At 72.2% G+C, this 26,805-nt stretch carries 29 protein-coding genes; 12 read left to right on the top strand and 17 right to left on the bottom strand.

Annotated elements, in window-relative coordinates; translation table 11 throughout:
- From G5C51_RS05330 to G5C51_RS05340, 3 genes are all read right to left on the bottom strand, one after another.
- A partial coding sequence (locus tag G5C51_RS05330; RefSeq protein ID WP_165232505.1) for a DUF2207 domain-containing protein occupies positions 1-1,660 on the bottom strand: 1,660 nt, incomplete at its 3' end.
- 124 nt (positions 1,661-1,784) lie between these two features.
- A complete protein-coding gene (locus tag G5C51_RS05335) occupies positions 1,785-2,810 on the bottom strand; it encodes a hemolysin family protein (RefSeq protein WP_165232508.1) in 1,026 nt (341 codons plus the stop codon).
- On the bottom strand, positions 2,807-4,153 hold the full coding sequence (locus G5C51_RS05340) for a CNNM domain-containing protein (protein WP_165232511.1): 1,347 nt from the start codon (positions 4,151-4,153) through the stop codon (positions 2,807-2,809). The genes G5C51_RS05335 and G5C51_RS05340 overlap by 4 nt, the downstream gene beginning before the upstream one ends.
- Before the next feature lie 323 nt (positions 4,154-4,476).
- On the opposite strand from G5C51_RS05340, the gene G5C51_RS05345 reads away from it, so the two are divergent.
- The 3 genes from G5C51_RS05345 (at position 4,477) to G5C51_RS05355 (ending at position 7,325) form a co-directional block, all read left to right on the top strand.
- Positions 4,477-6,171: an LCP family protein gene (locus G5C51_RS05345; RefSeq protein ID WP_165232514.1), complete on the top strand. Its 1,695-nt coding sequence runs from the start codon at positions 4,477-4,479 to the stop codon at positions 6,169-6,171.
- Positions 6,168-6,563 (top strand): hypothetical protein, encoded by a 396-nt coding sequence (locus tag G5C51_RS05350; protein ID WP_165232517.1) that lies wholly within the window; start codon positions 6,168-6,170, stop codon positions 6,561-6,563. The genes G5C51_RS05345 and G5C51_RS05350 overlap by 4 nt, the downstream gene beginning before the upstream one ends.
- A 63-nt stretch (positions 6,564-6,626) precedes the next feature.
- Positions 6,627-7,325 carry a polysaccharide deacetylase family protein gene (locus G5C51_RS05355; protein ID WP_165232520.1) on the top strand — a complete coding sequence of 233 codons (699 nt, stop codon included), beginning with the start codon at positions 6,627-6,629 and terminating at the stop codon, positions 7,323-7,325.
- Here the strand turns inward: G5C51_RS05355 and G5C51_RS05360 are convergent.
- From G5C51_RS05360 to G5C51_RS05390, 7 genes are all read right to left on the bottom strand, one after another.
- Positions 7,289-7,969 (bottom strand): polysaccharide deacetylase family protein, encoded by a 681-nt coding sequence (locus G5C51_RS05360; RefSeq protein ID WP_165232523.1) that lies wholly within the window; start codon positions 7,967-7,969, stop codon positions 7,289-7,291. The two genes, G5C51_RS05355 and G5C51_RS05360, sit on opposite strands and share 37 nt — an antisense overlap.
- 58 nt (positions 7,970-8,027) lie before the next feature.
- The gene (locus G5C51_RS05365) at positions 8,028-8,981 is read right to left on the bottom strand and encodes a lytic polysaccharide monooxygenase auxiliary activity family 9 protein (protein WP_165232526.1); all 954 of its coding nucleotides are present in this window, start codon (positions 8,979-8,981) and stop codon (positions 8,028-8,030) included.
- A 168-nt stretch (positions 8,982-9,149) separates the two neighbouring features.
- Complete coding sequence (locus G5C51_RS05370; protein ID WP_165232529.1) at positions 9,150-9,704, bottom strand: dihydrofolate reductase family protein; 555 nt, start codon at positions 9,702-9,704, stop codon at positions 9,150-9,152.
- Positions 9,705-9,775: 71 nt separating this feature from the next.
- Positions 9,776-10,477: a helix-turn-helix domain-containing protein gene (locus G5C51_RS05375; RefSeq protein WP_165232686.1), complete on the bottom strand. Its 702-nt coding sequence runs from the start codon at positions 10,475-10,477 to the stop codon at positions 9,776-9,778.
- A 29-nt stretch (positions 10,478-10,506) separates the two neighbouring features.
- Positions 10,507-11,148 carry a DNA alkylation repair protein gene (locus G5C51_RS05380; RefSeq protein ID WP_206313439.1) on the bottom strand — a complete coding sequence of 214 codons (642 nt, stop codon included), beginning with the start codon at positions 11,146-11,148 and terminating at the stop codon, positions 10,507-10,509.
- A 95-nt stretch (positions 11,149-11,243) separates the two neighbouring features.
- A complete protein-coding gene (locus G5C51_RS05385) occupies positions 11,244-11,762 on the bottom strand; it encodes a GNAT family N-acetyltransferase (protein ID WP_165232535.1) in 519 nt (172 codons plus the stop codon).
- Positions 11,759-12,592 carry a helix-turn-helix domain-containing protein gene (locus tag G5C51_RS05390; RefSeq protein WP_165232538.1) on the bottom strand — a complete coding sequence of 278 codons (834 nt, stop codon included), beginning with the start codon at positions 12,590-12,592 and terminating at the stop codon, positions 11,759-11,761. Before G5C51_RS05390 ends, G5C51_RS05385 begins: the two co-directional genes overlap by 4 nt.
- Before the next feature lie 102 nt (positions 12,593-12,694).
- Between G5C51_RS05390 and G5C51_RS05395 the strand changes: the two genes are divergently transcribed.
- From G5C51_RS05395 to G5C51_RS05405, 3 genes are read left to right on the top strand one after another with little or no spacing between them, the layout of a single operon-like run.
- The gene (locus G5C51_RS05395; protein ID WP_165232541.1) at positions 12,695-13,456 is read left to right on the top strand and encodes an SDR family oxidoreductase; all 762 of its coding nucleotides are present in this window, start codon (positions 12,695-12,697) and stop codon (positions 13,454-13,456) included.
- 18 nt (positions 13,457-13,474) lie between these two features.
- A complete protein-coding gene (locus tag G5C51_RS05400; protein WP_206313431.1) occupies positions 13,475-13,624 on the top strand; it encodes a hypothetical protein in 150 nt (49 codons plus the stop codon).
- 57 nt (positions 13,625-13,681) lie between these two features.
- The gene (locus tag G5C51_RS05405) at positions 13,682-14,221 is read left to right on the top strand and encodes an MmcQ/YjbR family DNA-binding protein (protein WP_165232544.1); all 540 of its coding nucleotides are present in this window, start codon (positions 13,682-13,684) and stop codon (positions 14,219-14,221) included.
- Positions 14,222-14,228: 7 nt separating this feature from the next.
- On the opposite strand, the gene G5C51_RS05410 is transcribed toward G5C51_RS05405, so the two are convergent.
- Positions 14,229-14,849: a maleylpyruvate isomerase family mycothiol-dependent enzyme gene (locus G5C51_RS05410; protein WP_165232547.1), complete on the bottom strand. Its 621-nt coding sequence runs from the start codon at positions 14,847-14,849 to the stop codon at positions 14,229-14,231.
- A 71-nt stretch (positions 14,850-14,920) separates the two neighbouring features.
- On the opposite strand from G5C51_RS05410, the gene G5C51_RS05415 reads away from it, so the two are divergent.
- Positions 14,921-15,823: a LysR family transcriptional regulator gene (locus G5C51_RS05415; protein ID WP_165232550.1), complete on the top strand. Its 903-nt coding sequence runs from the start codon at positions 14,921-14,923 to the stop codon at positions 15,821-15,823.
- 24 nt (positions 15,824-15,847) lie between these two features.
- Here the strand turns inward: G5C51_RS05415 and G5C51_RS05420 are convergent, their stop codons facing one another.
- From G5C51_RS05420 to G5C51_RS05430, 3 genes are read right to left on the bottom strand one after another with little or no spacing between them, the layout of a single operon-like run.
- Positions 15,848-16,426, bottom strand: a complete 579-nt coding sequence (locus G5C51_RS05420) for a hypothetical protein (protein ID WP_165232553.1) — start codon at positions 16,424-16,426, stop codon at positions 15,848-15,850.
- 12 nt (positions 16,427-16,438) lie between these two features.
- Positions 16,439-16,858 carry a PaaI family thioesterase gene (locus G5C51_RS05425; RefSeq protein ID WP_476715129.1) on the bottom strand — a complete coding sequence of 140 codons (420 nt, stop codon included), beginning with the start codon at positions 16,856-16,858 and terminating at the stop codon, positions 16,439-16,441.
- Positions 16,859-16,916: 58 nt separating this feature from the next.
- Positions 16,917-17,522 (bottom strand): TetR/AcrR family transcriptional regulator, encoded by a 606-nt coding sequence (locus G5C51_RS05430; protein ID WP_338118022.1) that lies wholly within the window; start codon positions 17,520-17,522, stop codon positions 16,917-16,919.
- Positions 17,523-17,619: 97 nt separating this feature from the next.
- Between G5C51_RS05430 and G5C51_RS05435 the strand changes: the two genes are divergently transcribed.
- From G5C51_RS05435 to G5C51_RS05445, 3 genes are read left to right on the top strand one after another with little or no spacing between them, the layout of a single operon-like run.
- Complete coding sequence (locus tag G5C51_RS05435; RefSeq protein WP_165232561.1) at positions 17,620-18,660, top strand: LLM class flavin-dependent oxidoreductase; 1,041 nt, start codon at positions 17,620-17,622, stop codon at positions 18,658-18,660.
- 6 nt (positions 18,661-18,666) lie between these two features.
- Complete coding sequence (locus tag G5C51_RS05440; RefSeq protein WP_276617594.1) at positions 18,667-19,374, top strand: NADPH-dependent F420 reductase; 708 nt, start codon at positions 18,667-18,669, stop codon at positions 19,372-19,374.
- A 32-nt stretch (positions 19,375-19,406) separates the two neighbouring features.
- Complete coding sequence (locus G5C51_RS05445) at positions 19,407-20,573, top strand: acyl-CoA dehydrogenase family protein (RefSeq protein WP_165232567.1); 1,167 nt, start codon at positions 19,407-19,409, stop codon at positions 20,571-20,573.
- Here the strand turns inward: G5C51_RS05445 and G5C51_RS05450 are convergent.
- Entirely contained in the window at positions 20,540-21,538 is a 999-nt protein-coding gene (locus G5C51_RS05450; protein WP_165232570.1) for a DMT family transporter, read from the bottom strand. The two genes, G5C51_RS05445 and G5C51_RS05450, sit on opposite strands and share 34 nt — an antisense overlap.
- 168 nt (positions 21,539-21,706) lie before the next feature.
- Here G5C51_RS05450 and G5C51_RS05455 point away from each other — a divergent pair, with 168 nt between their 5' ends.
- Both G5C51_RS05455 and G5C51_RS05460 read left to right on the top strand, forming a co-directional pair.
- Positions 21,707-23,599, top strand: a complete 1,893-nt coding sequence (locus G5C51_RS05455; protein ID WP_165232573.1) for an ABC transporter ATP-binding protein — start codon at positions 21,707-21,709, stop codon at positions 23,597-23,599.
- A gap of 92 nt (positions 23,600-23,691) precedes the next feature.
- Positions 23,692-25,344, top strand: a complete 1,653-nt coding sequence (locus G5C51_RS05460; RefSeq protein WP_165232576.1) for an alkaline phosphatase D family protein — start codon at positions 23,692-23,694, stop codon at positions 25,342-25,344.
- Here G5C51_RS05460 and G5C51_RS05465 read toward each other — a convergent pair.
- Entirely contained in the window at positions 25,341-25,811 is a 471-nt protein-coding gene (locus tag G5C51_RS05465) for a hypothetical protein (RefSeq protein ID WP_165232579.1), read from the bottom strand. The genes G5C51_RS05460 and G5C51_RS05465 overlap by 4 nt on opposite strands.
- Before the next feature lie 73 nt (positions 25,812-25,884).
- Complete coding sequence (locus tag G5C51_RS05470) at positions 25,885-26,772, bottom strand: RNA polymerase sigma-70 factor (protein ID WP_165232582.1); 888 nt, start codon at positions 26,770-26,772, stop codon at positions 25,885-25,887.
- Positions 26,773-26,805: the final 33 nt, after the last annotated feature.

Below are 26,805 nucleotides of genomic sequence, written 5' to 3' on the forward strand. Positions count from 1 at the left end.
CGCCCCCGCCGCTGCTACTGCCGCCTACGTGACTGCTGTTGTACGAGCTGGACGAGCCCCCGCCGCCCCCGCCCGACGACGGGACCGCCGTGGCCAGGGCGGCGGCCGTCAGGCGCTTGATGCTGCGGTACCGGCGGACGTCCTCCGGCGGCCGGGGCGTCCCGTCCGCGCCCTGGCGGGAGGCTGCGCGCTTCAGCGCGGCCGCCCACGGCTTGGCCTGTCCCAGGGCAACGGCCCACGGGGTGAACGCGTCCGGGGCGTCCTCATCGCCGGGCTCGGCGAGGTACTGGCGGAAGGCCTCCGTCTCCCGCCACCGTTGCGACCCGAGCGCGGTACGGGCCGGCAGCTCCCAGGCCCGTAGCGCCGCCGCGAGGCCCGCACCCGACAGGGCCGCGGTGACGGCCGTGGGCGTCAGCCAGGCGGCGCCCGGGTCCGTCACCTGCGAAGCGGCGAAGCCCACGGCGATGGCGGCGAGGGGCGCGACGATGACACCGCCCCACAGGGCGAGTCGGCGGCGGCTCTCGCCCGCCGGCAGCCACAGGCCGTCGCCGCCGGCCCGGCGCCACTCGTCGAGGCGGTCGCGCAGCAGCTTCCAGGCATGCGCGAAGTCGCGCTGGAACTGGCCCAGATGCACCCGGTCCTTGCGGGCGAACAGCGCCGCCAGCACCTCGGCCGTCAACGGATCGGCGTCCGCGCCGCCTTCGTCCGCGGGCGTCCGCTGGAGGTCGGGTTTCTTGCGTCCCTCGATGCTGAGGTGCCCGTCCCGCGCCGCGCTGAGCAGCCACGCCACGCGATGCTCGTCCTTGACCCGGCCGGCATGCAGGACCCCGGCCCGCGTGGGGGTGAGGCCCGCGGGCGGTACGGGGGAGGGCTTGATCTCGGCGTCCTGGCGGCGGATGTCCATGCGCCGGGTGCGGCCGTCGGGGCACTTGACGCGGTCCCGGCCGGCGAGGCGCAGCAGTTCGGAGACGGCGGCGGCCGCGGCGAGGGCGACGGCGGTCGCCCAGAGCCAGCCGAGCAGCGCACTGTCGCCCTTCTCGACGCGAGCGGCCGCGCCTTCAGGGGCGGGTGGCAGATCCACGGCTTCGCCGGCGGCGGCGCCGCGGTCCGCGTACAGCCTCATGCCGTCGCCGGCGTCCAACTTGCCGACGGATGCGGCCAGGCGTCCAGGGGCGGGCCGCTCGACGGTGCACGTCCCGTCACCGTCCCCATTGCAGACCGGGTGCTTGAGGGCGAAGGGAGCGGTCACGTGAACGTCGGCCCGCGCGATGGGAACGTCCCACGCGCCGTCGACGGCACGCCAGCCGATCTCGCGCCCGTCGACGAAGCCCGGCAGCGTGTACGTGATCCGGTACCGGTGGGTCCCCGAGACGGTGCGCGCCGGGTCGCCGATCCGGATCCTGGTCGCGTCGCCGGCGTCCGTCGCCAGATGCGGCACGGTCCGGCCGTCGGCCGTGACGCTGATGTCCCGCGCCTTCCCGGCTCCGGTGTCGAGCACGTTCCGGAAGACGCCGTGCCGCTCCTCGCCGGCGAAGTCGTAGTCGATGACCTCGGTGATCCGGGCCTCGCCGCCCGCACGTATCTCGGCACCGATCCACATCCGGTCGATCCGCTCCCCGGGCCCGCCGACCACAGCTCCCAGCAGGGCAACGAGCCCCACGACCACGGCCCCTACGGCCAGCATCACGGCATCGCGCCGCCGTCGCCGCCCCACCACTGCCCCGACCCGCACCACAGTCCCCCGCCCCGTCGGCCACTCGCGGGGCGAAGCATAGCCGCGGCCGTTACGCCGCCGGATGCAGCAGTCGCGCCAGCAGATCGTCCAGGCTGATCAGCCCGGTGAGGCGGCCGGACTCGTCCCGTACGACCGCGAGCGTGGAGCGGCGGCGCCGGAGCTGCTCGACCGCGTGCGCGATGGTGTCGTCGGCGTGCAACTCCGGGACCGGGCGGGCGAGTTCGCGTGCGGTCATGGCGTGTGCGCGGGTGCGGGCGGCGAGGGCGTCGCGGGCGTGGACCGAGCCGAGGATGCGGGTGCCGTCGCGGTCGTCGCGGACCAGGAGGCGGGTGCGGTCGGCGGCGGTCGCGGCCGCGAGGATCTCCTCCAGGCCGGCGTCGGCCGGTACGGCGTCGATGTCGGCGGCGGGCACCTGCAAGGCGCCGACCGCGGTCTGCGGTTCGGTGAGGGAGCGGGTGAGCAGCGCGGAGTCGTCGGCCTCGATCAGGCCGAGGCGCTCCGACTCGGCGACGAGGTGGGTGAGCTGCTCGCGGTTGTGGACCGAGGCGATCTCCTCGCGCGGGGCGACCTGGCACAGCCGGACCAGCGCATTGCTGATCTGGTTCAGCAGCCAGATGACCGGCCGGACCACCAGTGTCACGCCGCGGAACGGCGGTGCCAGCAGCATCGCGGAGGTCTCCGGGTGGGCGATGGCCCAGGACTTCGGCGCCATCTCGCCGACCACCATGTGCAGGAAGACGACGGCGAACATGGCGAGGGCGAAGGCGATGCCGTAGCTGAGTGCGGACGGCAGGCCGAGCTTCTGCAGCAGCGGGTCGAGCTCGTGCGAGATCGCCGGCTTCGATACGGCGCCGAGCCCGAGCGTGCACAGGGTGATGCCGAGCTGGGCGCCGGCGAGCATCAGCGACAGCTCGCGCATCCCGGCGAGCGCGGACTTCGCGCCGCGCTTGCCGTCGGCGACGGCCTGCTCCATGCGGTGCCGCTTCGCGGCGACCAGCGCGAACTCGGCGGCGACGAAGAACCCGCTGCCGATCAGCAGCAGCGCGGTGACGAGGAGGGCCATGGGGAAGCTCATGCGTGGCTCTCCTCGCTACGGGCGCCGGTGGGGGCGGGTGGCAGCTGCCGCAGCCGGATGCGTTCGGGGACGTGGTGGTCGAGGGTGACCACCTCGATCTCCGCCTGTCCGCCCGCCGGGAGCTCGACGGTGAGCCGGTCGCCGATGGCCGGGAAGCGGCCGAGGCGGTCGAGGATGAGCCCGGCGGCGGTGTCGTAATCCTCCTCCTCCGGCAGCTCGATGCCGGTGGCCTCGGCGATCTCGTCGAGGCGCCGACCGGCGCCGACCAGCCAGCCGTCGCCGTCGGGCACGGCGAGGATGTCGGCGCGGTCGGTCTCGTCCTCGATCTCGCCGACCAGCTCCTCGGCGATGTCCTCGAAGGTGACGATCCCGGCCATCCCGCCGTGCTCGTCGAGCACCACGGCGAACTCGTCGTCGCGCTCGCGCATCCGGTCCACCGCGTCGGGGAGTTGCAGGGTGTCGGGCAGCAGCAGGGCGGGGCGGGCGAGTTCGCCGCAGGTGGCGGCCGCGACGCGGGCGGCGGGCAGCCGCATCAGGTCCCGGACGCCGAGCACGCCGGCCACGTCGTCGTCGCGGCGGCCGACGACCGGGTACGTGGAGTGGCCGAGGCGGGTGATCAGGCCGACGGCCTCCTGCGCGGGGTCGGCGGCGCGGACGTACGCGGCGTCCACCCGCGGCACCATCACCTCGGCCAGGGTGCGCTCGGAGAACTCCAGCGCGTGGTCGAGGAGGTCCGCGGTGTGCGCGGGCAGGTGGCCGTGCTCGTGTGACTCGCCGATCAGGTGGCCGAGCTCCTCCAGCGACGCGCCGTGGTGCAGCTCCTCGACCGGCTCGATGCCGACCAGGCGCAGCAGCCTGTTCGCCGCGGTGTCGAAGACGCGGATGAGCGGGCCGACGATCTTCAGATACAGGAGGGTGGAGGACGCGAGGGACTTCGCCAGCCGCTCAGGGACGGCCAGGGCGAGGTTCTTCGGGGCGAGTTCGCCGAGCACCATCTGGATGACGGTGGCCAGGACGAAGGCGAGCGTCAGCGAGACGCCTGAGACCGCGCCCTCGGGGACGCCGAGGCCGGTGAGCAGCGGTTTGATCAGCACCGACAGCGACGGCTCGGCGAGTACGCCGACGACGAGGCCGGTGACCGTGATGCCCAGCTGGGCGCCGGAGAGCATGAACGACAGCCGTTCGAGGACCTTGATCGCCCGGGCGGCGCGCTTGTCGCCGGCGGCGGCGTCGCGGGCCAGGGTGATGCGGTCGGCGGCTACGTACGCGAACTCCTGGGCGACGAAATAGCCGGTGCCGGCTGTGAGCACGAGGACGGCCAGCAGGCCGAGCGCGGCGTTCACCGGGGTGGCCGGGGACTGTGGCAGGCCGGGTCCGTCGATCTGGATCTGGCGGACAAGCAGTGGCTCCTGGGGGTGCGGTGCGGTCTCCGGGCAACGGTCGCGACGGGTGATCAGTTCCCGGGTCGCGCTTATGCTGCGACATCAAGGTAGCGCCGCTGGTGACGATGTGGGAGGAGCGCACGCCGCCGGCAGCGGGTACGAACGGTGTTGAAGTTGCCGACAACCTTGCCGGTGGGCCGAGCGTCTACTGATTGGGCACTGCGGGCCGGTGTCCTTCGTTGGCTTCGGTGACCGAGAGCATTCAACAGAAGAACGGGGGACGGATGGGGCACGACGGTGAGGATGAGGGATCCATAGGCGGGGCCTCCGCCGATGGAGGCTCGTCCGCGGTGGACACGACGCTCCGGCTCACCGCCGCGCGCGAACAGGCGCCGCAGGGCCTGGCGACCGTGCCCGCGCAGGCCTCCGCGCCGGCGGACGAGGTCCCGGGTCCGCCGTCCGACGGGAAGCGGCGGCACGCCGCCGACCTGCCCAGGCGGAAGTCGGTGCGCGTCCTGCGCTGGACCGCGATCGGCGTATCCGTGGCCGTGCTGGCGACGGCGGGCGGCGGCTGGCTGTACTACCGGCACCTGAACGCCAACATCACCAAGGACGCGCTCAACCTCGGCGACACCGGCGCGAAGCCGGCCGAGCCGAACGCCGCCGGACAGCAGCCGCTGAACATCCTGCTGCTCGGCTCCGACAGCCGTAACACCAAGGAAGACCTGAAGCTCGGCGGGGCGCGGGACACCGTCGGACAGAAGGAGCGCGCCGATGTGCAGATGCTGCTGCACGTGTCGGCCGACCGGAGCGACATGACCGTGGTGAGCATTCCCCGCGACACCCGGGTCACGATCCCCAAGTGCACCGACAACGACGACGGCAAGGTCTATCCGGAGACCTCGGACATCATCAACACCAGCCTCTCCCACGGCGGTCCCGGCTGCACGGTCGCCACCTGGGAGAAGCTCACCGGCATCCACATCGACCACTTCATGAAGGTCAGCTTCTCCGGCGTGGTGGACATGGCCGACGCCGTCGGCGGCGTTCCCGTCTGTGTCCGGGACAACGTCCGGGACGAGAAGTCCGGACTGAAGCTCACCAAGGGCTCGCACACCATCAAGGGCGAGCAGGCGCTGCAATGGCTGCGCACCCGGCACGGCTTCGAGGACGGCAGCGACATCGGCCGGACACACGCCCAGCACCTCTACATGAACTCGATGATCCGCGAGCTCAAGGCAGGCGCGAAGCTCACCGACCCCGGGAAGCTGCGCAGCCTTGCCGAGGCGGCCACCAAGGCGCTCACCGTCGATGAGGGCCTCGGCACCGTCAAGAAGCTCTACGACCTGGGCAACGACATCAAGCGCGTCCCGACGAGCCGCATCACCATGACCACGATGCCGCGGATCCCCGACCCGCAGAACCCGACGGCGCACGTCGTGCCGGCGCCCGCGGCCGAGCAGCTCTTCTCGCTGCTGCGCGCCGACAAGCCGATCGACGGCAAGGGCAAGTCCGGCAAGAAGAAGTCGGCGGACCCCACGCCGACCAGCTCCACCCCGAAGGACCAGGTCGCCGTGAACGTCATCAACGGCACCGGCTCCGCCACCGCGGCCCCCGCCCCCGGCCGGGCCAACGTGGTAGCCCAGCGCCTGACCGCGCTGGGCTACGCCCAGGCCCGGCCGTCCACCGCCGTGCAGCCCCAGCGGACCACGACGCTCACCTATCCGGACGCCGCCGCCAAGGCCGACGCGCTCGCCGTCGCCAAGGCGCTCGGCGTCCCCGTGAGCGCCGTGGAGCAGGCCAAGCCGTCCGCCGCGGCGACGGGTATCACCCTCGTCATCGGCGCCGACTGGAAGACCGGCACGCGCTACCCGAAGTCCGCCACCGAGAACACCGAGGACATGCTGCGCTCGGCCGACCCGCTCAAGGCCACCGACTCCAAGGCCTGCATGAAGGTCAACCCGAACAACACGTGGTGACCGCGCGCCGCTTCGAGGCGGGCTGCGGGATCGGCTGCCTGCTGGTGCTGTGCGGGGCCCTGGCCGGGGTCGGCTCCTGGCTGCTCGCCCGGTCCGCCCGCCGGGCCTGCCATGTCTACGTCTCCGAGTGGCCCGACATGCTGTCGTGGCGGTTCTGGGAGCTGCCGCTGAGCATCGGCGCCGGAGCGGTGGCGGCGACGGCGGTGTACGCGCTGGCCGGGGCGCGGGGACGTACCGGCGCCGCCGTGGTCGCGACGCTCGTCGTCCTGGTCGCGCTGACATGGGTGCAATTCGCCTGGCTCGGCACGCCGGCCGGGGCGGGCACCGCCGAGGCGCCGACGTGCCCGGCCTCCAATATTCCGCCCTGGTGGCCGGATTGGCTGCCGGCGTGAAATGCGGCGTGAATTGGGGCGCGAATTGGGGCGTGGGATGTCTATGACGTCTATGCTGGCGTCATGGCAATTTCCGCAGCGATTTCGGCTGTCGCGGCCGTCGCCGTGCTCATGCCGGGCGCGACGCCTGTTCAGCGGCAAGGCGATGTTCTGACGAGGATTCCGACGAAACGTAAGGTCGTCGCCCTCACTTTCGATGCGGGCTTCAACGCCAAAGGCATCGGGGAGATCACCAGGACGCTGAAGAGGGAAAGGGTGCCCGCCACCTTCTTCATGACGGGGAAATTCGCCCGCTCGCACCCGGCCGCCATCCGGAAAATCGCGAAGAGCGGATTTCCGGTCGGCAATCACTCCTACAGACACCCTGATTTCCGCAAGCTGTCGAAGAAGGCCAGGAACAGTGAGGTGCGGCGCGCCGACCAGGCCATCAGGAAGGTCACCGGGCGCACGACGAAACCGCTCTTCCGGTTCCCCTTCGGCATGGCCTCGGGTGCCGATATCCGCGACGTAAGAAAGCAGGGCTACGAGCCGATCGGGTGGACGGTGGACACGCAGGGCTGGAAGGGAGCCTACCGGGGGCGCGGGCCGAAGGCCGTCGTGTCCCGCGCGGTGCGCTGGCTGCGGCCGGGGCACATCATCCTGATGCACTGCGGCGCCGCCCGGGACCGGTCCACCCCGGACGCCGATGCCTTGCCCGCGCTGATCGACCGCCTGCGGAAGGAAGGCTATTCCTTCACCGATCTGCGGCATCTTTCCTCGTAGAGGCAGCGCAGGTCGATGACGCGATAGCCGCGGGCGGCGAAGGCGTCGAGGATGCGGGGGAGTGCTTCGGCGTCGATGACTTTGCCGTTGCCGCTGCTCGTTCCTACGTGCATCTGAAGGATGGCGTTGGGACGCAGCGCATCCAGGGCCGTATTGACCGCCTTTCCGACGTTCATTCCGTCCTTGGTTCCTTTCCAGCCGCCGGTGTCGGTGGTGGACTCGAGGGCCGCGAAGCCGAGGCGGTTCACTTCCCGGATGTGGGCGGGGCTGGTCTGGCTGTACGGGAACCGGAAATAGGCGTCACGGCGACGCTCGGAAGCGGACACTTCCTTGAAACGCGGGTGGCTGTGGGAGTGGTTTCCCAGCCCGTGCCCGGCCGCGGCGATCTTCCGTACCACCCGGGGATTGCGCTCGGCGAATCTGCCGGTCAGGAAGAAGGTGGCGGGCGCGTCCCGGCGGTCCAGTGCGGCGAGGATGCGGTCGAGGCCAGTGTCGGTCCAGGCCGCGTTGAAAGTCAGCGCCACCACATGTCTGTCCGTACGGATCAGGCGGTTCTCTGACCCGTGTGCCGCGCCCGACGTCAGGAGCAAGCACGCCCCGGCTGCCGCCAGCAGCGGCAGCCGGGGCGCATGACGGTGTGTCATGCCGAGAGCTGGGATGCCCATGCCACCTTCATCGGCAGGGCGTCCGCGGTCCTTGAGATCAGGCCGCCGGGCTCCGGTCCGACCTGTTGCGGCGGAGGTAGAGCAGTACGCCGGCGGCCGCCACCAGGGTCGCGGTGGTCACCGGAAGGATCATCGAGGCGTCGCTCGCGGGCTCCGCTGCGCGGTTGGTGGCTGCCGCGGCATCGCTGGCGTCGGCGGCCTGCTCGGCGTGACTGCCGTGGTGTGCCTTGGCGGCTCCCGCGCTGTCAGCGGCGTCCGACGCGCCCGCGGCGATCTCCTCGGCCGACCTCTCGCCGCCCCCGAGGCCGGTCACCTCGCCCTGGCCGCCGTCGAAGACGACGTCCGAGCAGGAGAAGAAGTTCTCCTGGCTGTCCGAGCGGATCCACTGGACGAAGAGCATGTGCCGGCCCGAGCGCTCCGGCAGCTGGAGGTCCCAGTAGTAGTGGCCGCCGTCCGAGCCGGCGCCGCCGGACTGCGGAGGGTTGGTCACGGTCTGCAGATGCGCGAGGTCGCCCCAGCCCAGCGGGCTGGTGGGGGACCAGCCGTCCTTGGTGATGTAGACCTCGAAGCGGCCCGGGTGGTGGGCCCAGTTGCTGTACTTCAGCTGGATGTTCGCGCCCGCGGTGAGATGCGTCGTCGGCCAGTCCGTGCGGGCGGCGTTGTAGGGCTTGAAGTTGTACGGGCTCTTGTCGCCCGCGCTGCACAGCGTCCCGTCCGGGACGTAACCCTCGCCCTTGCCGCCCGCGTTGGAGTCCAGGACGGCGAACCAGTTGTACAGCGCCGCGGTCCCGGCCTCCTGGACCGCGGCGGCGCAGGCCGGGTTCGACGGCATCTGGGTGTCGCTGTGCTCGAGCAGGTCCCGGTAGCACAGGTACGTGCGCGAGCCGGGGTCCATGGCGACGCCGTGCGCCGCGGCGGGGGTCGGGGTCAGGGCGATGAGCAGCGCGAGGGCCGCGGTGGCGATGAGCGCGGATAAGCGTGAGGTGCGCATGGTGGGGGGCTCCTCTGTCCGGGGACATAGGGGTTGGAGGTTGACCTGTCACGGTCAAGTGGGAGCGCTCCCATACCGTAGCGCCGAAGCGCCCGCCCGTAAATGCCGGGAGGGCGCTTCGCGCGCGAACGCCGCTTCAGCCGCAGCCGGTTACGCTGTGATCCGCCGTCACCGCACCGGACGATAGGTCGCGATGACCACCCCGCTGCTGGTCGGCTGGGCGCTCACCAGCTCCAGCTTCTTCAGCGCCGCGTCGTCCGCGAACAGCTTCTTGCGGCCCTCGCCCGCGATCACCGGGTGGATCAGCAGCACCAGCTCGTCCAGCAGGTCCTGCTCCAGCAGCGACCGCACCAGCGTCGGGCTGCCCGCGACCGTGATGTTCTTGCCCTCGCCCGCCTTGAGCTCGTTGACCGCGGTCGCCAGATCTCCCTTGATCAGCGTGCTGTTCTGCCAGTCGTCGACGCCGTCCAGCGTCGACGAGGCGACGTACTTGGGCGAGTCGTTGATCCACTGCGCGAAACCGGCGTCGTCGCCGCTGGTCACGGTCGGCCAGTACCCGGCCCACTCGGAGAAGGTCACCCGGCCGAGCAGGATCGTGTCGGCGCTCTCCAGCGAGCCGGCCAGCGCCGCGCCCATCTCCTCGTCGAAGTCGAACTGCCACTGGTCCGGGGACTCGACGACACCGTCGAGCGAGATGAACAGGCCGGTGACCACCTTGCGCATGATTCCTCCATGGATATCCGGGCTTCTGCGAAGCGTCCGTTACGTCATGAAGGCTAGGAGAGTGCCCGGTCTCAGGTCTTGTACAGAAGCGACAGTGGCTCCGCCGGGTCCGCGGTGCCCAGTTGGGTGGCGGTCCTGCCGATGTAGCGGGACAGGGACCGCGCCAGGTGCGGCTGGTCGAAGTAGCCGAGCCGGTGGATGACGTCCTGGGACGGGACGCCCTCCTGGATCAGGACCGCCGCCTGGCGGGCGCGGTGAATCTGCCGGATGGCGCCGCGGGTCAGTCCGGTCGCCCCGACGAAGCGCCGCTGGAGGGTGCGCTCGGACACGTCCGCGGTGGCGCCGCCGAAGACGGCGGGCACGATCGGGTCGCGGTCCACGATGCCCTCGCGCACCATCCGCCGTACGAACGCCTCGGCGGTGTCGTAATCGGGAAGGTGCCAGGCCGAGCCCTTCAGCCAGAACGAGCGCCGGGTGACGTCCGGGATCGCGGCGGCGCCGCCCACGAGCCGGTCGATCGGAATGTGCGGCAACGAGGTGCCGAGGGCGAAGGTGATCCCGAAGAACGTCGCGTCCTCCGGGACCGGTGCCGGACTGGCCTCGGGTTCGGGGCCCAGTACGGCCGCCTGGACCTGGCCGTGGTGCTCCCAGAAGACCAGCTCGCAATGCGTCGTCGCGATCGACGTCATCCGCCCGGCGCCTTCGCTGCGGCTGCGCCATACCCGCTCGATGTGCGGCAGCTCGGAGGGCCGGCTCTCCACATGCAGGGCCATCCGCGCCACGCCCCCCCTCGTCCAGCTGTCTAGGCGCTCTGCCGGCGCACGATCTCGTGGATCCAGGTCGGTGCGTACGGTGATGTGCAGCCGGGGGAGGTCGGGTAGTCCTCGAGCACCCCGAGGCGCTCGCCGATGGCGAGGGCGCGGGCCCGGTGCTCGGGGTGGCTGATCCCGATCTGCGCGAGGGTGTGGTTCATCTCCCACTGCAGGCGGTCAGGGGCGGCCTTCATCTCTGCCTCGATGACGTCGAGGAGGCCGGCGAGGTCGAGGCCCGCGGGCTGCTTCAGCACGCGGTCGGCGGTCAGCGCCCAGCCGGCGCTCGCGACGACCGGGTCCTGATCGGCGAACCAGGTCAGGCGCAGGTCTTCGGCGTGCGGGCTCTTCTTGACGGCGTAGTTCACGAGCCAGTCGTGCACCTTGGGGGTGCGCGCCTCGCGCAGCATGGCGTCCAGTTCGTCCCGCTCGAAGGCCTTCGGGCGGCAGATCAGCAGCGCCAGCAGCCGCGCCGTGGTGTCGCCGGTCGCCCAGAGCTGCCGCGCGAGATCCTGCTGCGTCTTGAGGCGCTTCGCGATCGCGCGCAGCTTGCTGAGGTTCACCCCGTGGTCGTCACCGTGCTTCTCGTTGACCGCGCGAATTTTGGGATCCTCGAGCGCGGCCAGCTCATCCATCAGCTCAGGGACCGTCGCCCCGGCCGGCGTCGTCTCGGCCACCACAGCCTCCGTCCGTCCTGTGCGGGCTTCAGCCTATGACGTACGCGGCTCCGCTACCCAGCCCGTGGTGGTGGCGGCCCGACCGGCAGTCGGTAGAGGTTGCGTACGTCGCCGTCCACCGGCGCCGACTTCCAGTAGGTGAAGCCGAGCTTGCGGCAGACGTTCCGGGAGGGGAGATTGCCGGGATCGATGATGGCCAGCAGGTCGCCCGTATACGTGCGGTGCGCCGTGGCCAGCAGGGCCCGGGCGGCTTCGGTGGCGTATCCGAGGCCGCGGCACTCCGGCACCAGCCGGTATCCCCATTCCAGCCAGGTCCGGCCCTCGAAGACGATCCGGTCCACGCCGGTGTAGCCCACCACCAGCCCGGAGGAGCGCTCGATCACCGGCTGTTTGGCGAACGGGATGGTCGCGCAGAGCGTGATCATGTGGTCGAAGCGGGCCTGCGCCCGCACCTCGGTCATCGCCCCCGGGTGGAAGACCATGAAGTCGGGATCGCGGAAGAACCCGACGAACCGCTCCCGGTCGGACTCGCGGGGCGGTCGAAGCTCGAGGCGGGGGGTCGTAACGATCACGTCTCCTCCCGCGCGGTCGCCGTCAGGGAGCCGAGGAGGGTGAGGGCGTCGCTGCTCGGGGAGGCGGGGGCGGCGTGGTAGACGACGAGTTCCTGGCCGGGGGCCGCGCGGACGTCGAAGGTCTGCATGGTGAGGGTCAGGGGGCCGACGTCGCGGTGGGTGAAGCGTTTCTGTTCCAGCGCCTTGCCGCGGGCGTCGTGGCGGGACCAAAGCTCGGTGAATTCCTCGCTCTGGTCGAGCAGTTCGGTCAGCACCTGCCGGACCCGCGGGTCATCCGGTGCCGCGCCGTGGCCGAGGCGGAAGCCGGCGACCGAGTTGCGGGCGACCTCGTGCCAGTCGCGGTAGAAGGTGCGGGCGGCCGGGTCCGTGAAGATCACGTGCAGGAGATTGCGGGAATGGGTCCAGCCGTGGAAGAGGGCGTCGGCGATCGCGTTGGAGGCGAGGACGTCGTATGCGCGGTTGTAGACGATCGCCGGGTTGTGCGGCCAGGCGTCCATCAGCGCCGGCAGACTCGGCTCGACCCGCTCCGGCACGGCGGCCGCCGTCGCGCGCGGGCCGATGCCGGCGAGGCGGAAGAGGTGCAGGCGGCCGTCCGCGTCGAGCCGTAGCGCGGCGGCCAGCGCGTCGAGGACCTGGGCCGAGGGCGTACGCTCGCGGCCCTGCTCCAGCCGTACGTAGTAGTCGGCGCTGACGCCCGCCAGCAGCGCGACCTCCTCGCGCCGCAGACCCGGCACCCGGCGGTGCCCGGTCGCCGGCAGGTTCACGTCGGCCGGGGTGACCTGGGCGCGGCGGGCGGTGAGATAGCCGCCGAACTCGGAGCGTGCTGCCATGCCGCCATCGTAGGGCGGTGCCGCGCCGCCTTCCTGGGTGCGCTGCACCCAGGAGAATCCCGCCTCTCCCGCGGCCCCGGCGCCCGGGCCAGCCCCGAGGGCATGACCACACCACATCCCGAAAGCACCGGACCGGCGGCCGGCCGCAAGGTCGTTCTCGTCACCGGCGCCAGCAGCGGCATCGGCGCGGCCGTCGCCGAGCGGCTCGCCGCCGAGGGCCACCACGTCGTGGCCGGCGCCCGTCGTACGGACCGGCTGCGGGCGCTCGCGGAGCGGGCGGAGAAGGCACCCGGCAGCCTGCACCCTTCCCGCCTCGACGTTACGGACCGCGCCGACGTCGCGGCCTTCGTCACCGCCGCCCGCGAACGCCACGGCCGCGTCGACGCCCTCGTCGCCAACGCCGGCGTCATGCCGCTGTCGCGCCTGGACTCCCTGCTCGTCGGTGAGTGGGACCGGATGATCGACGTCAACGTCCGCGGCCTGCTGCACGGCATCGCCGCCGTACTGCCGGTCTTCACCGAGCAGGCCTCCGGCCACTTCGTCACGATCGCCAGCACCGGCGCCTACGAGGTGGTGCCCACCGGCGCGGTCTACTGCGCCACGAAGTACGCGGCCCGGGCGATCACCGAGGGCCTGCGCCTGGAGTCCGACCCCTCGATCCGGGTCACCACCGTCTCTCCCGGGGTGGTCGAGTCCGAACTCGCCGACACGATCACCGACCCCGGCGCCGCCGCGGCCATGCACACGTACCGCGCCCACCCCATCGGCCCGGACGCCATCGCGGCAGCGGTCTCGTACGCCCTCGCCCAGCCCCCGGAGGTCGACGTCAACGAGATCGTCGTCCGCCCCACGCGCCAGCGCTGACACCCGTAGGAGAAGACCATGAACCCCTGGGACCTCACCGGCCGCGTGGCCGTCGTCACCGGCTCCGCCCGCGGCATCGGCCACGCCACCGCCACCTGCTGCCGCGGCGCCCGCTTGATCGTCACCGGCGTGCTCCTCGCCGTCGACGGCGGCTGGACCGCGCTGTGACGTGCGACGTGACGGGCCGGGGGAGCGGGCGGCGGCAGGATGCGGCAGGCTGGTCGGATGACGACCCAGGCCCACCTGCGCAAGTACGCCCTGGCCCTTCCGGAGGTCGAGGAGGGCACGCACTTCGGCATGGTCTCCTTCGCCGTGAAGGGCAAAGGCTTCGCGTCCGTGACGAAGGACGGTTACGTACAACTGCAGCTGCCGCCGAACGAGGCCGAAGCGGCCCTGGCCGCGCACGCCGGCGGGGAGCGCATCGTGCGGGCGGGGAAGGTGATCGGGTTCCGGGTGCCGCTGGCCGATGTCAATGGCAAGGATCTGAACGCCTTGGTGCGCGCCGCCTGGTTCTGCCGGGCCCCGAAGCGGCTGGCGGCGTCGCTGGCCGCGGCGGAGGGGGCCGCTGACGACACCGGTGGCGACCTCCCCGCGGGCATCGGCAAGCCCGCGACGCGGGCGCTACTGGGCGCGGGGGTGCGGACGTTGGAGCAGGTCGCGCGGTATACGGAGCGGGAGTTGCTGGATCTGCACGGCGTGGGTCCGAAGGCCGTGCGGGTGCTGGCGGAGGAGCTGGCGCGGCAGGGGAAGGCGCTGCGCGGCTAGCCCCGCGTCAGCGCAGGCGGCCGGGCGGGAGCGTGCGGCCGAAGGTGAGCAGCAGGAGGTCCTGCGCGCTGCCGTGGAGCGGGCGTCCGGAGCCGTAGGTCCAGTCGAGGTCGTCGGCGCGCAGCTGCACGCCGGTGAGGTCGGCGCCGAAGAACTTCAGGCTGCGCGGGCGGACCTCGCCGAGCAGGATGCGCAGCCGGGCCTCGGGGACCTGGCGGTCGAGGCCGAGGGCCACCGAGATGTCGAGGCCGTGGACGACGTCGTGGCCGAGGGCGGCCGGGAGGCCGCCGACCGGCGGGGTCCAGGGGTGGTCGGCGTTGTCGCGGAGGAAGGCGGCGAGCTCGCCGGGGGAGTGGGCGGCCGCGTCCCGGCGGGCGACGCGGTCGGTCATCCGGTGCAGGTTGCCGCGGGCCCTGGCCAGTTGGGCGAGCGTCGCCGGCAGGGAGAGGCGGAAGCCCATGGACAGGTGCGCCGCGACCTCGCGCACCCGCCAGCCGGCGCACAGGCTCGGCGCGTCCCAGTCGGCCGGGGCGAGTCCGTCGAGGAGGTCGGCCAGCTCGCGGCGCTCTGCGGCGATCTCGGCTTTGAGGTCGGTTCGGCTGTGTTCGCGGTGCGTCGTGTCGGCCATGGCTCCAGGGTGCGGGCTGCCGGTGCCATACGTCCAAGAGACATTTGCGCTGCGATCTAGAATCAGCAGTTATGGAACTGCGGCAGCTCAGATACTTCGTCGAGGTGGTCGACGCCGGCGGATTCACCCGGGCCGCGGACCGCCTGCACCTGGCGCAGCCCGGGCTGAGCGCGCAGATCCGGCAGCTGGAACGGGAGCTGGGACAGCCGCTGTTGCACCGCTCCGGCCGGTCCGTATCGCTGACCGAGGTGGGGCAGGCCGTGCTGCCGTACGCGCGGGCGGCGCTGGCTGCCGCGGAAGGAGTGCGGCAGACCGTGGACGAGTACACCGGGCTGCTGCGCGGCCGGGTGGCGATCGGCGTCGTGTCCGGCGGCACCGGAGAACTGGTGGACGTACCCGCGGTGCTCGCCGACTTCCACGCCGCGCATCCGCAGGTGGAGATCTCCCTCATCGAGGACAGCTCCGAGCGGATGCAGGCCGCACTGCCGGCGGGCGAGCTCGACATCGCGCTGATGGGTACCGCGGACGCCACCCCGCCGGCCGGGGTGGCCTTCCGGACGGCGGTCGACCAGCCGCTGGTCGCGGCCGTGGTGCCTGGCGACCCGCTGGCGCAGCGTGCCCGCCCGGCCATCCCGCTCACCGCGCTCCGTGACCGGCCGCTGATCTGCCTGCCGCGCGGCAGCGGCGTGCGCACGGTGCTCGAACGCGCCTGCGCCGACGCCGGGTTCCGCCCGCAGGTCGCCTTCGAGGCGGCGGCCCCGCAGATGCTGCTCCGGCTCGCCGCCCGCGGTCTGGGCGTCGCCGTGCTCCCGGCCGCCGACGAGGAGGACCTCGGCGGCGGCCTGCGGGTGCTGCGCATCAAGCAGGCGGGGTTGCGCGCCCGGGTCGTCCTCGCCTGGCGCTCCGCCGGACCGGAGAATCCGGCGGCGAGGGCGCTGCTCGAGCGGCTGCTGGCGGCGCTGCCCGAGCAGTGAGCGGGGGCGGGCCGGACCGGGTTGCTACGTATCCGCGCCCGGCCGCTCCTCCGCGTCGGGTGCCGTGACCCCGAGATCGACCCGCATGGCGCGCCGCATGCGCCACAGGAGATCCCACAGCCTGTCGAAGCTTTCCCGGACGGTGTCCAGGTCCTCGCCCCGCAGGGGCGTGCCACAGTCGAGTCGCATCAGCAGGCCGTACAGATCGCCGAGTTGGCGGTTCGCCGTGCTGGCCGTCTCCGCCACGGCGTCGGGCGCCACCATCTGGGCCTCGGCGTGCCGCATGCGGTGTTCGCGGCGCGCCTGGTCCAGCTCCGACCGCAGTTCCTCGGTCACCCCGCCGCTTTCCAGGGCGTGGCGAACCTTCGTCATCGCGTTGGCCAGGTCGCGGGTGCCGGCGCTGAGGGTGGCGTAGCACGTGCGTCGCGCCTCGAGCTGTGCGTGGCGCGTGGCGTACTCGCGTTCCTCGCGCTGGAGTTGCCGGGTGTGCTCCAGCTCGCGGGTCCTGGCGCGGTCGGCGCCGCGCTGCGTGATCACGGCGGCCGCGAGGGTGCCGCCGATGCCCAGAACCGCGATCACGATCTGGCTGATTGAGCTGTCCACACTCGCCATGTCCTAAGCCCCGCGCACCGTCTGCGTCTGCGTCGTCTGTCCCACGGCGCGGCCGTCCGCGTCGTACACATCGGTCTGCACCACGATGAAGCCGCGCCCGACATGCAGCGGGCGCGCCACCGCCCGGGCGCGGCCGGAGCGGACCGGGCGGAAGAAGTTGGTCTTCGACTCGACCGTCGAAGTGCTCGCGCCCTCCGGCAGGTTGAGGAAGGCGCACACCGCGCCGACCGTATCCGCGAGTGCCATCAGTGCGCCACCGTGCAGGGTATCGCCGGCCGTGCACAGATCGGCGGACCAGGGGAGGGTGCCGGTCGTGCGCTCGGAGGTGGCCTCGGTGAGGTCCATGCCCAGGCGGGCGGCGAAGGGCATGGCGGCGAGGAGGTCGGCGGGCTTCGGGGTGGCGTCGGAGGTCATGGCCGCCAGTGTGATCGGCGGTCGCCGCATCGTCCATTACGCAGCGGGGAATTGACGCCCGCGTCGGTCAGTCGCGGCAGATGCGCTCGATCAGCGTCTGCCAGCTGTCCGCGAGCGGGGTGGGGTCGGGGGCCTGGCCGGGAGGCGACAGCAGGATCAGCAGCGGCGCTTCCAGGGCGCCCGTCAGCTGGACCGTGAGGCTGTCGAGATCCGTGGCCGCCAGCCCTGCCTGGCCCAGCAGCATGCGGATGTGCGCGCGGGTGAAGCCGGTGCCCTCCCCGGCCGGGACCGGCCGGGTGCGGTCGAGGGCGGCGCGGGCGATGACGTAATGCGCGGCGAGGAACTCCGTCCGCGCCCGCCCGTAAGCGATCAGCCGCTCCACCGGACCGGCGCCCGGGCCCAGCGGCGGCGGGCCGGTGAGGACCTGCTCCTGGAAGGCGTGCTCATCGTCGTCCAGCAGGGCGTGGAAGATTCCGGCACGGGTGCCGAAGCGGCGGTAGACCGTGCCTTTGCCGAGGTGTGCGCGCTCGGCCAGGCCGTCCATCGTGACCTTGTCCGCGCCCAGCTCGGCCGTCATCGCGCGCGCCGCGGCCAGCAGCTGCTCGCGGTTACGGGCGGCGTCGGCCCGCTCGGGGCGACGCCGGCCCAGGGGCACTACGGGTCGGTCCTCCACGGGGTCCAATCTACTGCGGGAATACAACCGGGGTAAAGTCCGTTTTAGCTCGCGACCAGGTCGTATCCGCGTCCTGACCACTGCAAAGGAGCCAGCCATGTCCGGCACCCCCGGTATCGTCCTCGGCCTCGACACCTTCGGCGACGTGCCCACGGACGACTCCGGCGCGCTCGTCTCCGACGCCCGCGCCATCAGGCAGGTCGTCGACGAGGCGGTCCTCGCGGAGGACACCGGCGTCGACGTCATCGCCCTCGGCGAGCACCACCGGCCGGAGTACTCCGTCTCCAGCCCGGAGACGGTGCTGGCCGGCATCGCCACCCGTACCGAGCGGATCCGCCTCTCCTCCGGTGTGACCGTGCTCAGCTCGGACGACCCGGTGCGGGTCTTCCAGCGCTTCGCGACGCTCGACGCCCTGTCCAACGGCCGGGCCGAGGTCATCCTCGGGCGCGGCTCCTTCACCGAGTCGTTCCCGCTCTTCGGCTACGACCTGGAGGACTACGACGAGCTCTTCGAGGAGAAGATCGAGCTCTTCGCCGAGCTGCTGAAGGAGCAGCCGGTCACCTGGAGCGGCAAGCACCGGGCCGCGCTGGCGGGCGCGGACGTCTTCCCGAAGACCGAGTCCGGTCACCTCACCACCTGGGTCGGCGTCGGCGGCTCCCCGCAGTCGGTGATCCGCACCGCCCGGTACGGCTTCCCGCTGATGCTCGCCATCATCGGCGGGCCGCCGGAGCGGTTCGCGCCGTACACCGATCTGTACGAGCGGGCGACGGAGAAGTTCGGCACCACGACGCACCCGATCGGCGTGCACTCGCCCGGCTTCGTCGCCGACACCGACGAGGAGGCGCGGGAGCTGCACTGGCCGAACTACCAGGTGATGCACAACCGGATCGGCACGCAGCGCGGCTGGCCGCCGATCACCCGCGAGCAGTACGAGCGCGAGATCGAGCAGGGCTCGCTCTACATCGGCTCTCCGGAGACGGTCGCCCGCAAGATCGCGCGCACGGTGCAGGCGCTCGACGCGGGGCGCTTCGACCTGATCTACACCGCGGGTCCGATGCCGATGAGCGGCCGGCTGCGGGCGGTTGAGCTGTACGGCAGCAAGGTCATCCCGATGGTCCGCGACATCCTCGCGGACTGAACGCAGCTGAACACGGCTGAACGTACCGAAGGAGAAGCTGAAATGGAGACGCTGGGCATCCTCGGCGCGGGCAAGGTCGGCACGGTGCTGGCCCGGCTCGCGCTGGCGGCCGGCTACCGGGTGCTGATCGCCGGCTCCGGCGACCCTGCCCGTATCGCGCTCACCACCGAGGTGCTCACGCCCGGCGCGGTCGCCGTCACCCCGGCGGAGGCCGCGGCCGGGGCGGACGCGGTGATCCTGGCGCTGCCGCTGGGGAAGTACGACACCATCCCCGCGGCGGAGTTGCGCGGAAAGCTGGTCATCGACGCGATGAACTACTGGTGGGAGACGGACGGCATCCGCGACGACCTCACGGACCCGCTCGGCTCCTCCAGCGAGCTGGTGCAGCGGCAGCTGCCCGGGTCGCGCGTGGTCAAGGCCTTCAACCACATGGGCTATCACGACCTCGAGGACCGCTCCCGCCCCGCGGGCGCCCCGGACCGCAGGGCCATCGCGATCGCCGGCGACGACCCGCGCGACATCGCCGCGACCGCACACCTGGTCGACGCCTTCGGCTTCGACCCGGTCGTGGCAGGGGAGTTGGCCGAGGGCGTACGCCTGGAGCCCGGCACCGAACCCTTCGGCGCCGTTGCGGACGCCGCGACGCTGCAGGCGAAGATCGACCGCTTCCCGGAGTCGGAGCGCGGGCGGATGCGGGCGGCCGCGCGGGTGTGAACTGAGCGCGCTTCGTAGGACGATGGCGCCCGATGAGCACCCAAGACGGCCTCCCCGAGCACGAGCGGCTGGTCATCCGCACCGTCCGCGACTTCGTCGACAAAGACGTCAAGCCCGTCGTCCGCGAACTGGAGCACGGCGATACCTATCCCGAAGCCCAGATCGAGCGGATGAAGCGGCTCGGCATCTACGGGCTCGCCATCCCCGAGGCGTACGGCGGCACCCCGGTCTCCACCCCCTGCTACGTCCTGGTGACCGAGGAGCTGGCGCGGGGCTGGATGAGTCTCGCCGGGGCGATGGGCGGGCACACGGTGGTGGCGAAGCTGCTGCTGCTCTTCGGTACGGAGGAGCAGCAGCGCCGCTATCTGCCGCGGATGGCCACCGGCGAGATCCGCGCCACCATGGCGCTGACCGAGCCGGGCGGCGGCTCCGACCTGCAGGCGATACGTACCACGGCGCGCAAGGAAGCCGATGGCTACGTGGTCGACGGCACCAAGACGTGGATCACCAACTCCCGCCGCTCGCAGCTCATCGCGCTGCTCTGCAAGACCGATCCCGATGCCGCCCCCGCGCACCGCGGCATCTCCATCCTCCTCGCCGAACACGGCCCTGGCCTCACCGTCTCCCGCGACCTGCCGAAGCTCGGCTACAAGGGCGTGGAGAGCTGCGAGCTCTCCTTCGCCGCGTACCGGGCACCCGCGGACGCCCTCCTCGGCGGCGTCGAAGGCGACGGGTTCGCGCAGATGATGCGCGGCCTGGAGACCGGCCGGCTGCAGGTCGCCGCCCGTGCGCTCGGCGTCGGCAGGGCGGCGCTGGAGGACTCCCTGGCGTACGCGCAGCAGCGCGAGTCGTTCGGCAAGCCCATCTGGCGGCATCAGGCGGTCGGTACGTACCTCGCGGACATGGCGACCAAGCTGACGGCGGCCCGGCAGCTGACCCTGTACGCCGCCCGGCAGGCGGACGCGGGGCGGCGCGTCGACATGGAGGCGGGGATGGCGAAGCTCTTCGCCTCGGAGACGGCCATGGAGATCGCGCTGAACGCCGTTCGTATCCACGGCGGGTACGGCTACTCGACCGAGTTCGACGTGGAGCGCTACTTCCGCGACGCCCCGCTGATGATCGTCGGCGAGGGCACCAACGAGATCCAGCGCAATGTCATCGTCCGTCAGCTGGTCGAGCGGGGCGGGCTCGACGGCTGACGGGACTCCTCCGCCGTACCCGAGGCGACTATCCGGCTCGCCCCGCGGCCGGGCAGCGCCGCCAGCGCCACCGCCGCGAGCGCGAGGGCGGCGCCGGCGACGGTGGCCGTCGTGACCGCGGCGTCGCCGTGCGGGAGGAAGGTGTCGAGGGCCAGGGAGCCGAGGAGCTGGCCGGTGATGGTGCACAGGCCCAGCAGGAGGACGCCGAGCCGGGACACCGTGGCGACCGCTATGGCGATGAAGCAGCAGCCGATCAGGCCGCCCAGGTAGAGGTGGGGCGACGTCGGCAGGTGGTCAGGGAGGCCGGAGACGGCCGTGTGGATCAGGAAGATGACCACCAGGGCGGCCGTGCCCGCGGCGAAGTTGAACCAGGTGCCCGTATAGGCCGAGCCCGACGAGACGCGGACGTGGCCGTTGACCGCCTGCTGCCAGCTGACGCAGACGCCCGCGGCGAGCGGCAGGGCCAGCAGGCCGAGCGGGAAGGCGCCGTCCAGTTTGTCCGCCATGGACAGCGCCACCGCGGCGAGCACCAGCGCCGCGCCCGTCGTCCGGCGGGCGGTCGGGCGCTGCGGGCCAGCCGGGCCGAGGCCGATCCGGTCGAAGATCAGGCCGCCGCCCACCTGGCCCGCGACGATCGCGACCGTGAACAGCGCCACCCCGAGCGCCCCCACGGCCAGCCCCTGGGTGAGGACGAAGGCCGCACCGCCGAAGCCGCCGATCAGCTGCCACCAGCGCAGTCGCCCGGCCCGTACGTCCCGCAGCACGACCCCGACCCCGCGCCGCGGCCGGGCGAGAGCCAGCAGGCCCAGCGTCAGGAACACCAGGCCCGAGCCGAACGAGAGCAGCGCCGCCGTGAAGCCGTCGTCGCCGAGCGCGGCGGCGAGCTCGCCGGTGATCCGGGACTGGAGGGCGATCAGCGCGCCGGAGAAGACGGCGAGCAGGGCCCAGGGCGTGGCGGCTGGCATGTGCGGTGCGACCTTTTCCAGTGGGTGCGGTGGTTTCTCTGTGCGAATGTAAGCGGTCCCCGGGGTGCTTTGCGATCAAGCTCAGGTGCTGAGACGGGCATAGCTTGAGCTCAACCTTGGTTGAGGTCCTACGGTGACGACCACTACCTCACCAGCAGGAGAGCTCCCATGGATATGCAGGCCACCGCGTGGCAGTCGCTGCACAGCACCGTCACCGCACAGCGCGACAAGCGACCGCTCAGCAAAGCCGCGCTCGGCCGTATCTGGGCGTTCGCACGACCGCACCGGCGGCTGCTGGCGTGGTTCCTGGTCCTCAGCGTCGTCACCTCCGCGCTCGCCGTGGCCACGCCGCTGCTCGCCGGGCAGGTCGTCGACGCGATCGTCGGGAATTCCGGGCAGGGCGTGGTGGTCGGGCTCGCCGTGCTCATCGCCGGCATCGCGATCGCCGAAGCGGGCATCGGGCTGGTCGCGCGGTGGCACTCCGCCCGTATCGGCGAGGGGCTGATCCTGCAGCTGCGGACCGCGGTCTACGAGCATGTGCAGAAGATGCCGGTCGCCTTCTTCACCCGCACCCGCACCGGCGCCCTGGTCAGCCGGCTCAACAACGACGTCCTGGGTGCCCAGCGCGCCTTCAGCAACACCCTCTCAGGCGTCGTCGGCAACCTCGTCACCCTGCTGCTCACCCTCGCGGTGATGCTCCGCATCTCCTGGACGATCACGCTCCTCGCGCTCGTCCTGCTCCCCGTCTTCATCCTCCCGGCCCGCCGCATGGGCGCCCGTCTGGCCCGGCTGCAGCGCGAGGCCGCCGACCACAACGCCGCCATGGGCACCCGCATGACCGAGCGCTTCTCCGCGCCGGGCGCCACCCTCATCAAGCTGTACGGGCAGCCGGACCGGGAAGCCGCCGAGTTCGCGGCACGGGCCGGGCGGGTGCGGGACATCGGCATCCGCACCGCCATGACGCAGACCGTCTTCGTGACCGCCCTCACCCTCGTCTCCGCGCTCGCCCTCGCGCTCGTCTACGGGCTCGGCGGCTGGCTCGCGCTCGGCGGCAAGCTGGACACCGGCGCCGTCGTCGCGCTGTCGATGCTGATCACCCGGCTGTACGCGCCGCTGACCTCCCTCGCCGGGGCGCGGGTCGAGGTGATGAGCGCGCTGGTGAGCTTCGAGCGGGTCTTCGAGGTGCTCGACCTCAAGCCGCTGATCGAGGAGAAGCCCGATGCGCGGCCCGTGCCCAAGGGGGCCGCCTCGGTCGAGTTCGAGAAGGTCTCCTTCGCCTACCCGGCCGCCGACAAGGTCTCCCTCGCCTCCCTGGAGGAGGTCGCCGCCCTCGACACCCGCGGCGGCGAGACCGTGCTGCACGACATCTCCTTCCGGGCCGAGCCCGGCCAGATGGTCGCCCTCGTCGGCTCCTCCGGCGCCGGCAAGTCCACCATCGCGTCGCTGCTGCCGCGGCTGTACGACGTGGACGCGGGCGCGGTGCGGGTCGGGGGCGAGGACGTAAGGGATCTGAGCGCCGACTCGCTGCGGGCCACGCTGGGGATGGTCACCCAGGACGGGCACCTCTTCCACGACACCGTCCGCGCCAACCTCGTCCTCGCCCGCCCCGGCGCGACGGACGACGAGATCTGGGACGCCCTGCGCCGGGCCCGGCTCGACGGCCTCGTGGCCGCGCTGCCGGACGGCCTGGACACCATCGTCGGCGAGCGCGGCTACCGCCTCTCCGGCGGTGAGCGGCAGCGGCTGACCATCGCCCGGCTGCTGCTCGCCCAGCCCCAGGTCGTCATCCTCGACGAGGCCACGGCACACCTGGACTCCACCTCCGAGGCGGCCGTCCAGGAGGCGCTGGCCGAGGCGCTCACCGGCCGGACCGCCGTGGTGATCGCGCACCGGCTCTCCACCATCCGGCAGGCGGACCTCATCCTTGTCGTCGAGAACGGGCGGATCGTCGAGCGCGGCACCCACACCGGGCTGCTGGCCGCCCAGGGCCGCTACGCCGAGCTGCACCGGACGCAGTTCGGGGCGCAGGGGTCACAAGAGGGCGAGTCGGTCGCGGCCTGAGGTCCGTGGCGGCGATCACTCGGCGGAACCGGCTGTTCCCGGTACCCGTTCCTGCTGTACTGGGACACGTTCGTTCGAGAGGAGGGCCGATCATGGCTGGTGCGGAACTGCGCCTGGGACCGCTGCTGCGGTACGCCGACGGGGCGCAGGCCACCGTCTGGGTCGAGACCGATCGGCCCTGCGAGGTGGAGATCGCCTGCGATACGGGGGCCGGCGGCAGCTCGCACACCTGGCGGGTGGCCGGGCACCACTACGCGCTGGTGGTCGTGGACGGGCTGGTCCCCGGCGCGGCCACGCCGTACCGGGTGCGCCTCGACGGCGCCCAGGCATGGCCGGAGCCGGGCGCCGCGGCGCCCACCGTCCGCACCCCGGACCCCGCCGAGAGCGTCCGCGTCGTCTTCGGCTCCTGCCGCTGGGCCGCCAAGCCCGACGGCGACCACGACCCGGTCGGGCCCGACGCGCTGGACACGCTGTCCCAGCAGCTGGACGCCGACGGCTACGCCGAGCGTCCCGACGTGCTGCTGCTCCTGGGCGACCAGGTCTACGCCGACGAGACCTCCGCGGCCACCCGCGAGTGGCTCGCCACCCGGCGCGACCTCGCCGAGCCGCCCGGCGCCGAGGTCGCGGACTATGAGGAGTACACGCAGCTGTACTACGAGTCCTGGCTCGACCCCGAGGTGCGCCGGCTGCTCGCCTCCGTACCCAGCTGCATGATCTTCGACGACCACGATGTGATCGACGACTGGAACACCTCCGAGGCCTGGCTCACCATGATCCGCGCGAAGCCGTGGTGGCGGGAGCGGGTGCTCGGCGGCCTCATGTCGTACTGGGTCCACCAGCACCTGGGCAATCTCTCCCCGGCCGAGCTGGAGACCGACAAGCTCTACGCCGCGGTCCGCGCCGCGGGCGACGGCGCCGAGCTGCTGCGCGACTTCGCCATCCGCTCCGACGAGGAGCCGGGCGCGGCCCGCTGGAGCTACCGCCGCGACATCGGCCGCACCCGCATCCTGATGGTCGACTCCCGCGCCGCGCGGGTGCTGCAGGAGGACCGGCGGGCGCTGCTCGCCGACAGCGAGATGGCGTGGCTGCGCGAGCAGGCCCTTTCCGGGCCCGGCACGTACGACCACCTCCTCATCGGCTCGTCGCTGCCCTGGCTGCTGCCGCCCGCCGTGCACGCGGCCGAGGGCTGGAACGCCGCGCTCTGCGCGGGCGGCCGCGGCGCCCGCTGGGCGGGCTTCGCCGAGAAGGTACGGCAGGCGGCCGACCTGGAGCACTGGGCGGCCTTCCCCCGCTCCTTCGCCGAACTGGCCGAGCTCATCGCCGAGGTGGGCCGCGGCGCCGCCGCCCCGGCCTCGGTGCTGGTGCTGTCGGGCGACGTCCATCACGCGTACGTGGCGGAGCCGGAGTACCCGGCGGACGTGCGCTCCAAGGTGGCCCAGCTGACCTGCTCACCGATGCACAACAGCGTCCCCGCCCCGCTCAAGGCCGGCTTCCGCTTCGGCTGGAGCCGCGCCGGCCGCGCCATCGGCCGCGCCCTCGCCCGGCACGGCCGCCTGCCCGAGCAGCCGGTCGCCTGGAAGAAGACCGGCGGACCGTGGTTCGGCAACCAGATCATGACGCTGGAACTGGGCGGCCCGGACAGCGCCCGCCTGCGGCTTCAGCAGGCGGGCGAGAGCGGCGACGCCCGGACGGCGCGGCTGCGGGTGGCGGATGAGCGGGAGTTGGTGTCAGGCCCGGGGGCCTAGGCGTCGGCCTTGGTCCAGGTGCCGGTGCGCTGGTCCCAGACGAGGTGGAGGCGCTGCGCGTCCGGTTCGTCGAGGACGAGGGCGATGAAGTCGCGTACCAGGGCGGCGTGTGCGTCTTCCGGAAGATTGCCGGGGATCTCTACCGTCAGCTCTCCATCGGGAGTTCGCAGGACGAGCAGGTCCCACGGCGTGTGCTGCTGTCGCTTGTCGCTCAACAGTGACTTGATCTTTTCGGTGAACGCCTTATAGGTCGTGTTCGCCGCTTGCCCGGCCAGGGTCTGGACATAGGGTGCGGCCACCCAGACGCCCACGAGCACGAGCACGTCCTGGTAGTCACCGCCCAAGTCGATGGCGACGGCGTCCGAGCCCGCCGAGCTGTCACTGTCCACTCGCTGGTTCGCGAGAATCGACCGCAGGCTGGCGGGCGGGACCGGGCTCTCCGAGACCTCGTAATCCCGGCGGTGCATCTCCCAGGTACCCGCGTCAAGTTCCTCAACTGACAACAGCGATCACCCCTCTCACGGCCATGCTATGGGCACGTCAAGGCAAGGGGGATGAAGTCAGGCCGCGGAGCTTGTCCGGGTTGACCTGGAAGCGGAGGTTGGTCAGGTGGCCGTCGGTGAGGTCGAAGGACAGGGCGCCTACTGGGGTGCCGCCCAGGGTGAACAGCAGGCCCAACTCGCCGTTGAGGAGCGCGGGTTCCAGTCGCAGGTCCGCGTATTCCGGCTTGGCCAGGACGCCCAGCGTCCAGCGGGCGACGTGGTCGGGGCCGTGCAGCGGGCGGCGGGCCGCGGTGACCTTGCCGCCGCCGTCGGACCAGGCGGTGACGTCCGGGGCCAGCAGGTCCATGACGGCGTTGAGGTCGCCGCCGGAGGCGGCCGCCAGGAAGCGTTCGACGACCTTGCGGCGCTGCGCCGGGTCGGCGTCGTCGGTGCGGGGCTTGCGGTCCTGTACGTGCTTGCGGGCCCGTAGCGCGATCTGCCGGACCGTCGGCTCGGGCCGGTCGAGGAAGCCGGCGATCTCCGCGTGCGAGTAGCCGAACGCCTCCCGCAGCACGAACACCGCGCGCTCGACGGGCTTCAGCGTCTCCAGGACCACCAGCAGCGCGGCGGACACCGCGTCCGCCCGCTCGGCGTCCTCCGCCGCGTCCGGCGTCGTGAGCAGCGGCTCCGGCAGCCACGGGCCGACGTACTGCTCGCGGGTTGCGCGGGCGGAGGTGAGGCGGTTGAGGGAGAGGTTGGTGACCGTGCGGACCAGATACGCCTTCGGGTTGCGGACCGCGGCGCGGTCCGCCTGCTGCCACTTCAGCCAGGCGTCCTGGAGGATGTCCTCGGCGTCGGTGACGGTGCCGAGCATCCGGTACGCGGTGCCGAAGAGCAGGCGCCGGTGCTCGAGGAACGGGTCCGTATCCGCCATGGCTTCCCTCACCGGGGCATCGTGCCCGCGGGCGGGTGCCACCCG

This window comes from Streptomyces coryli (genome assembly GCF_011044975.1).
GTDB classification, from domain to species: domain Bacteria; phylum Actinomycetota; class Actinomycetes; order Streptomycetales; family Streptomycetaceae; genus Streptomyces; species Streptomyces coryli.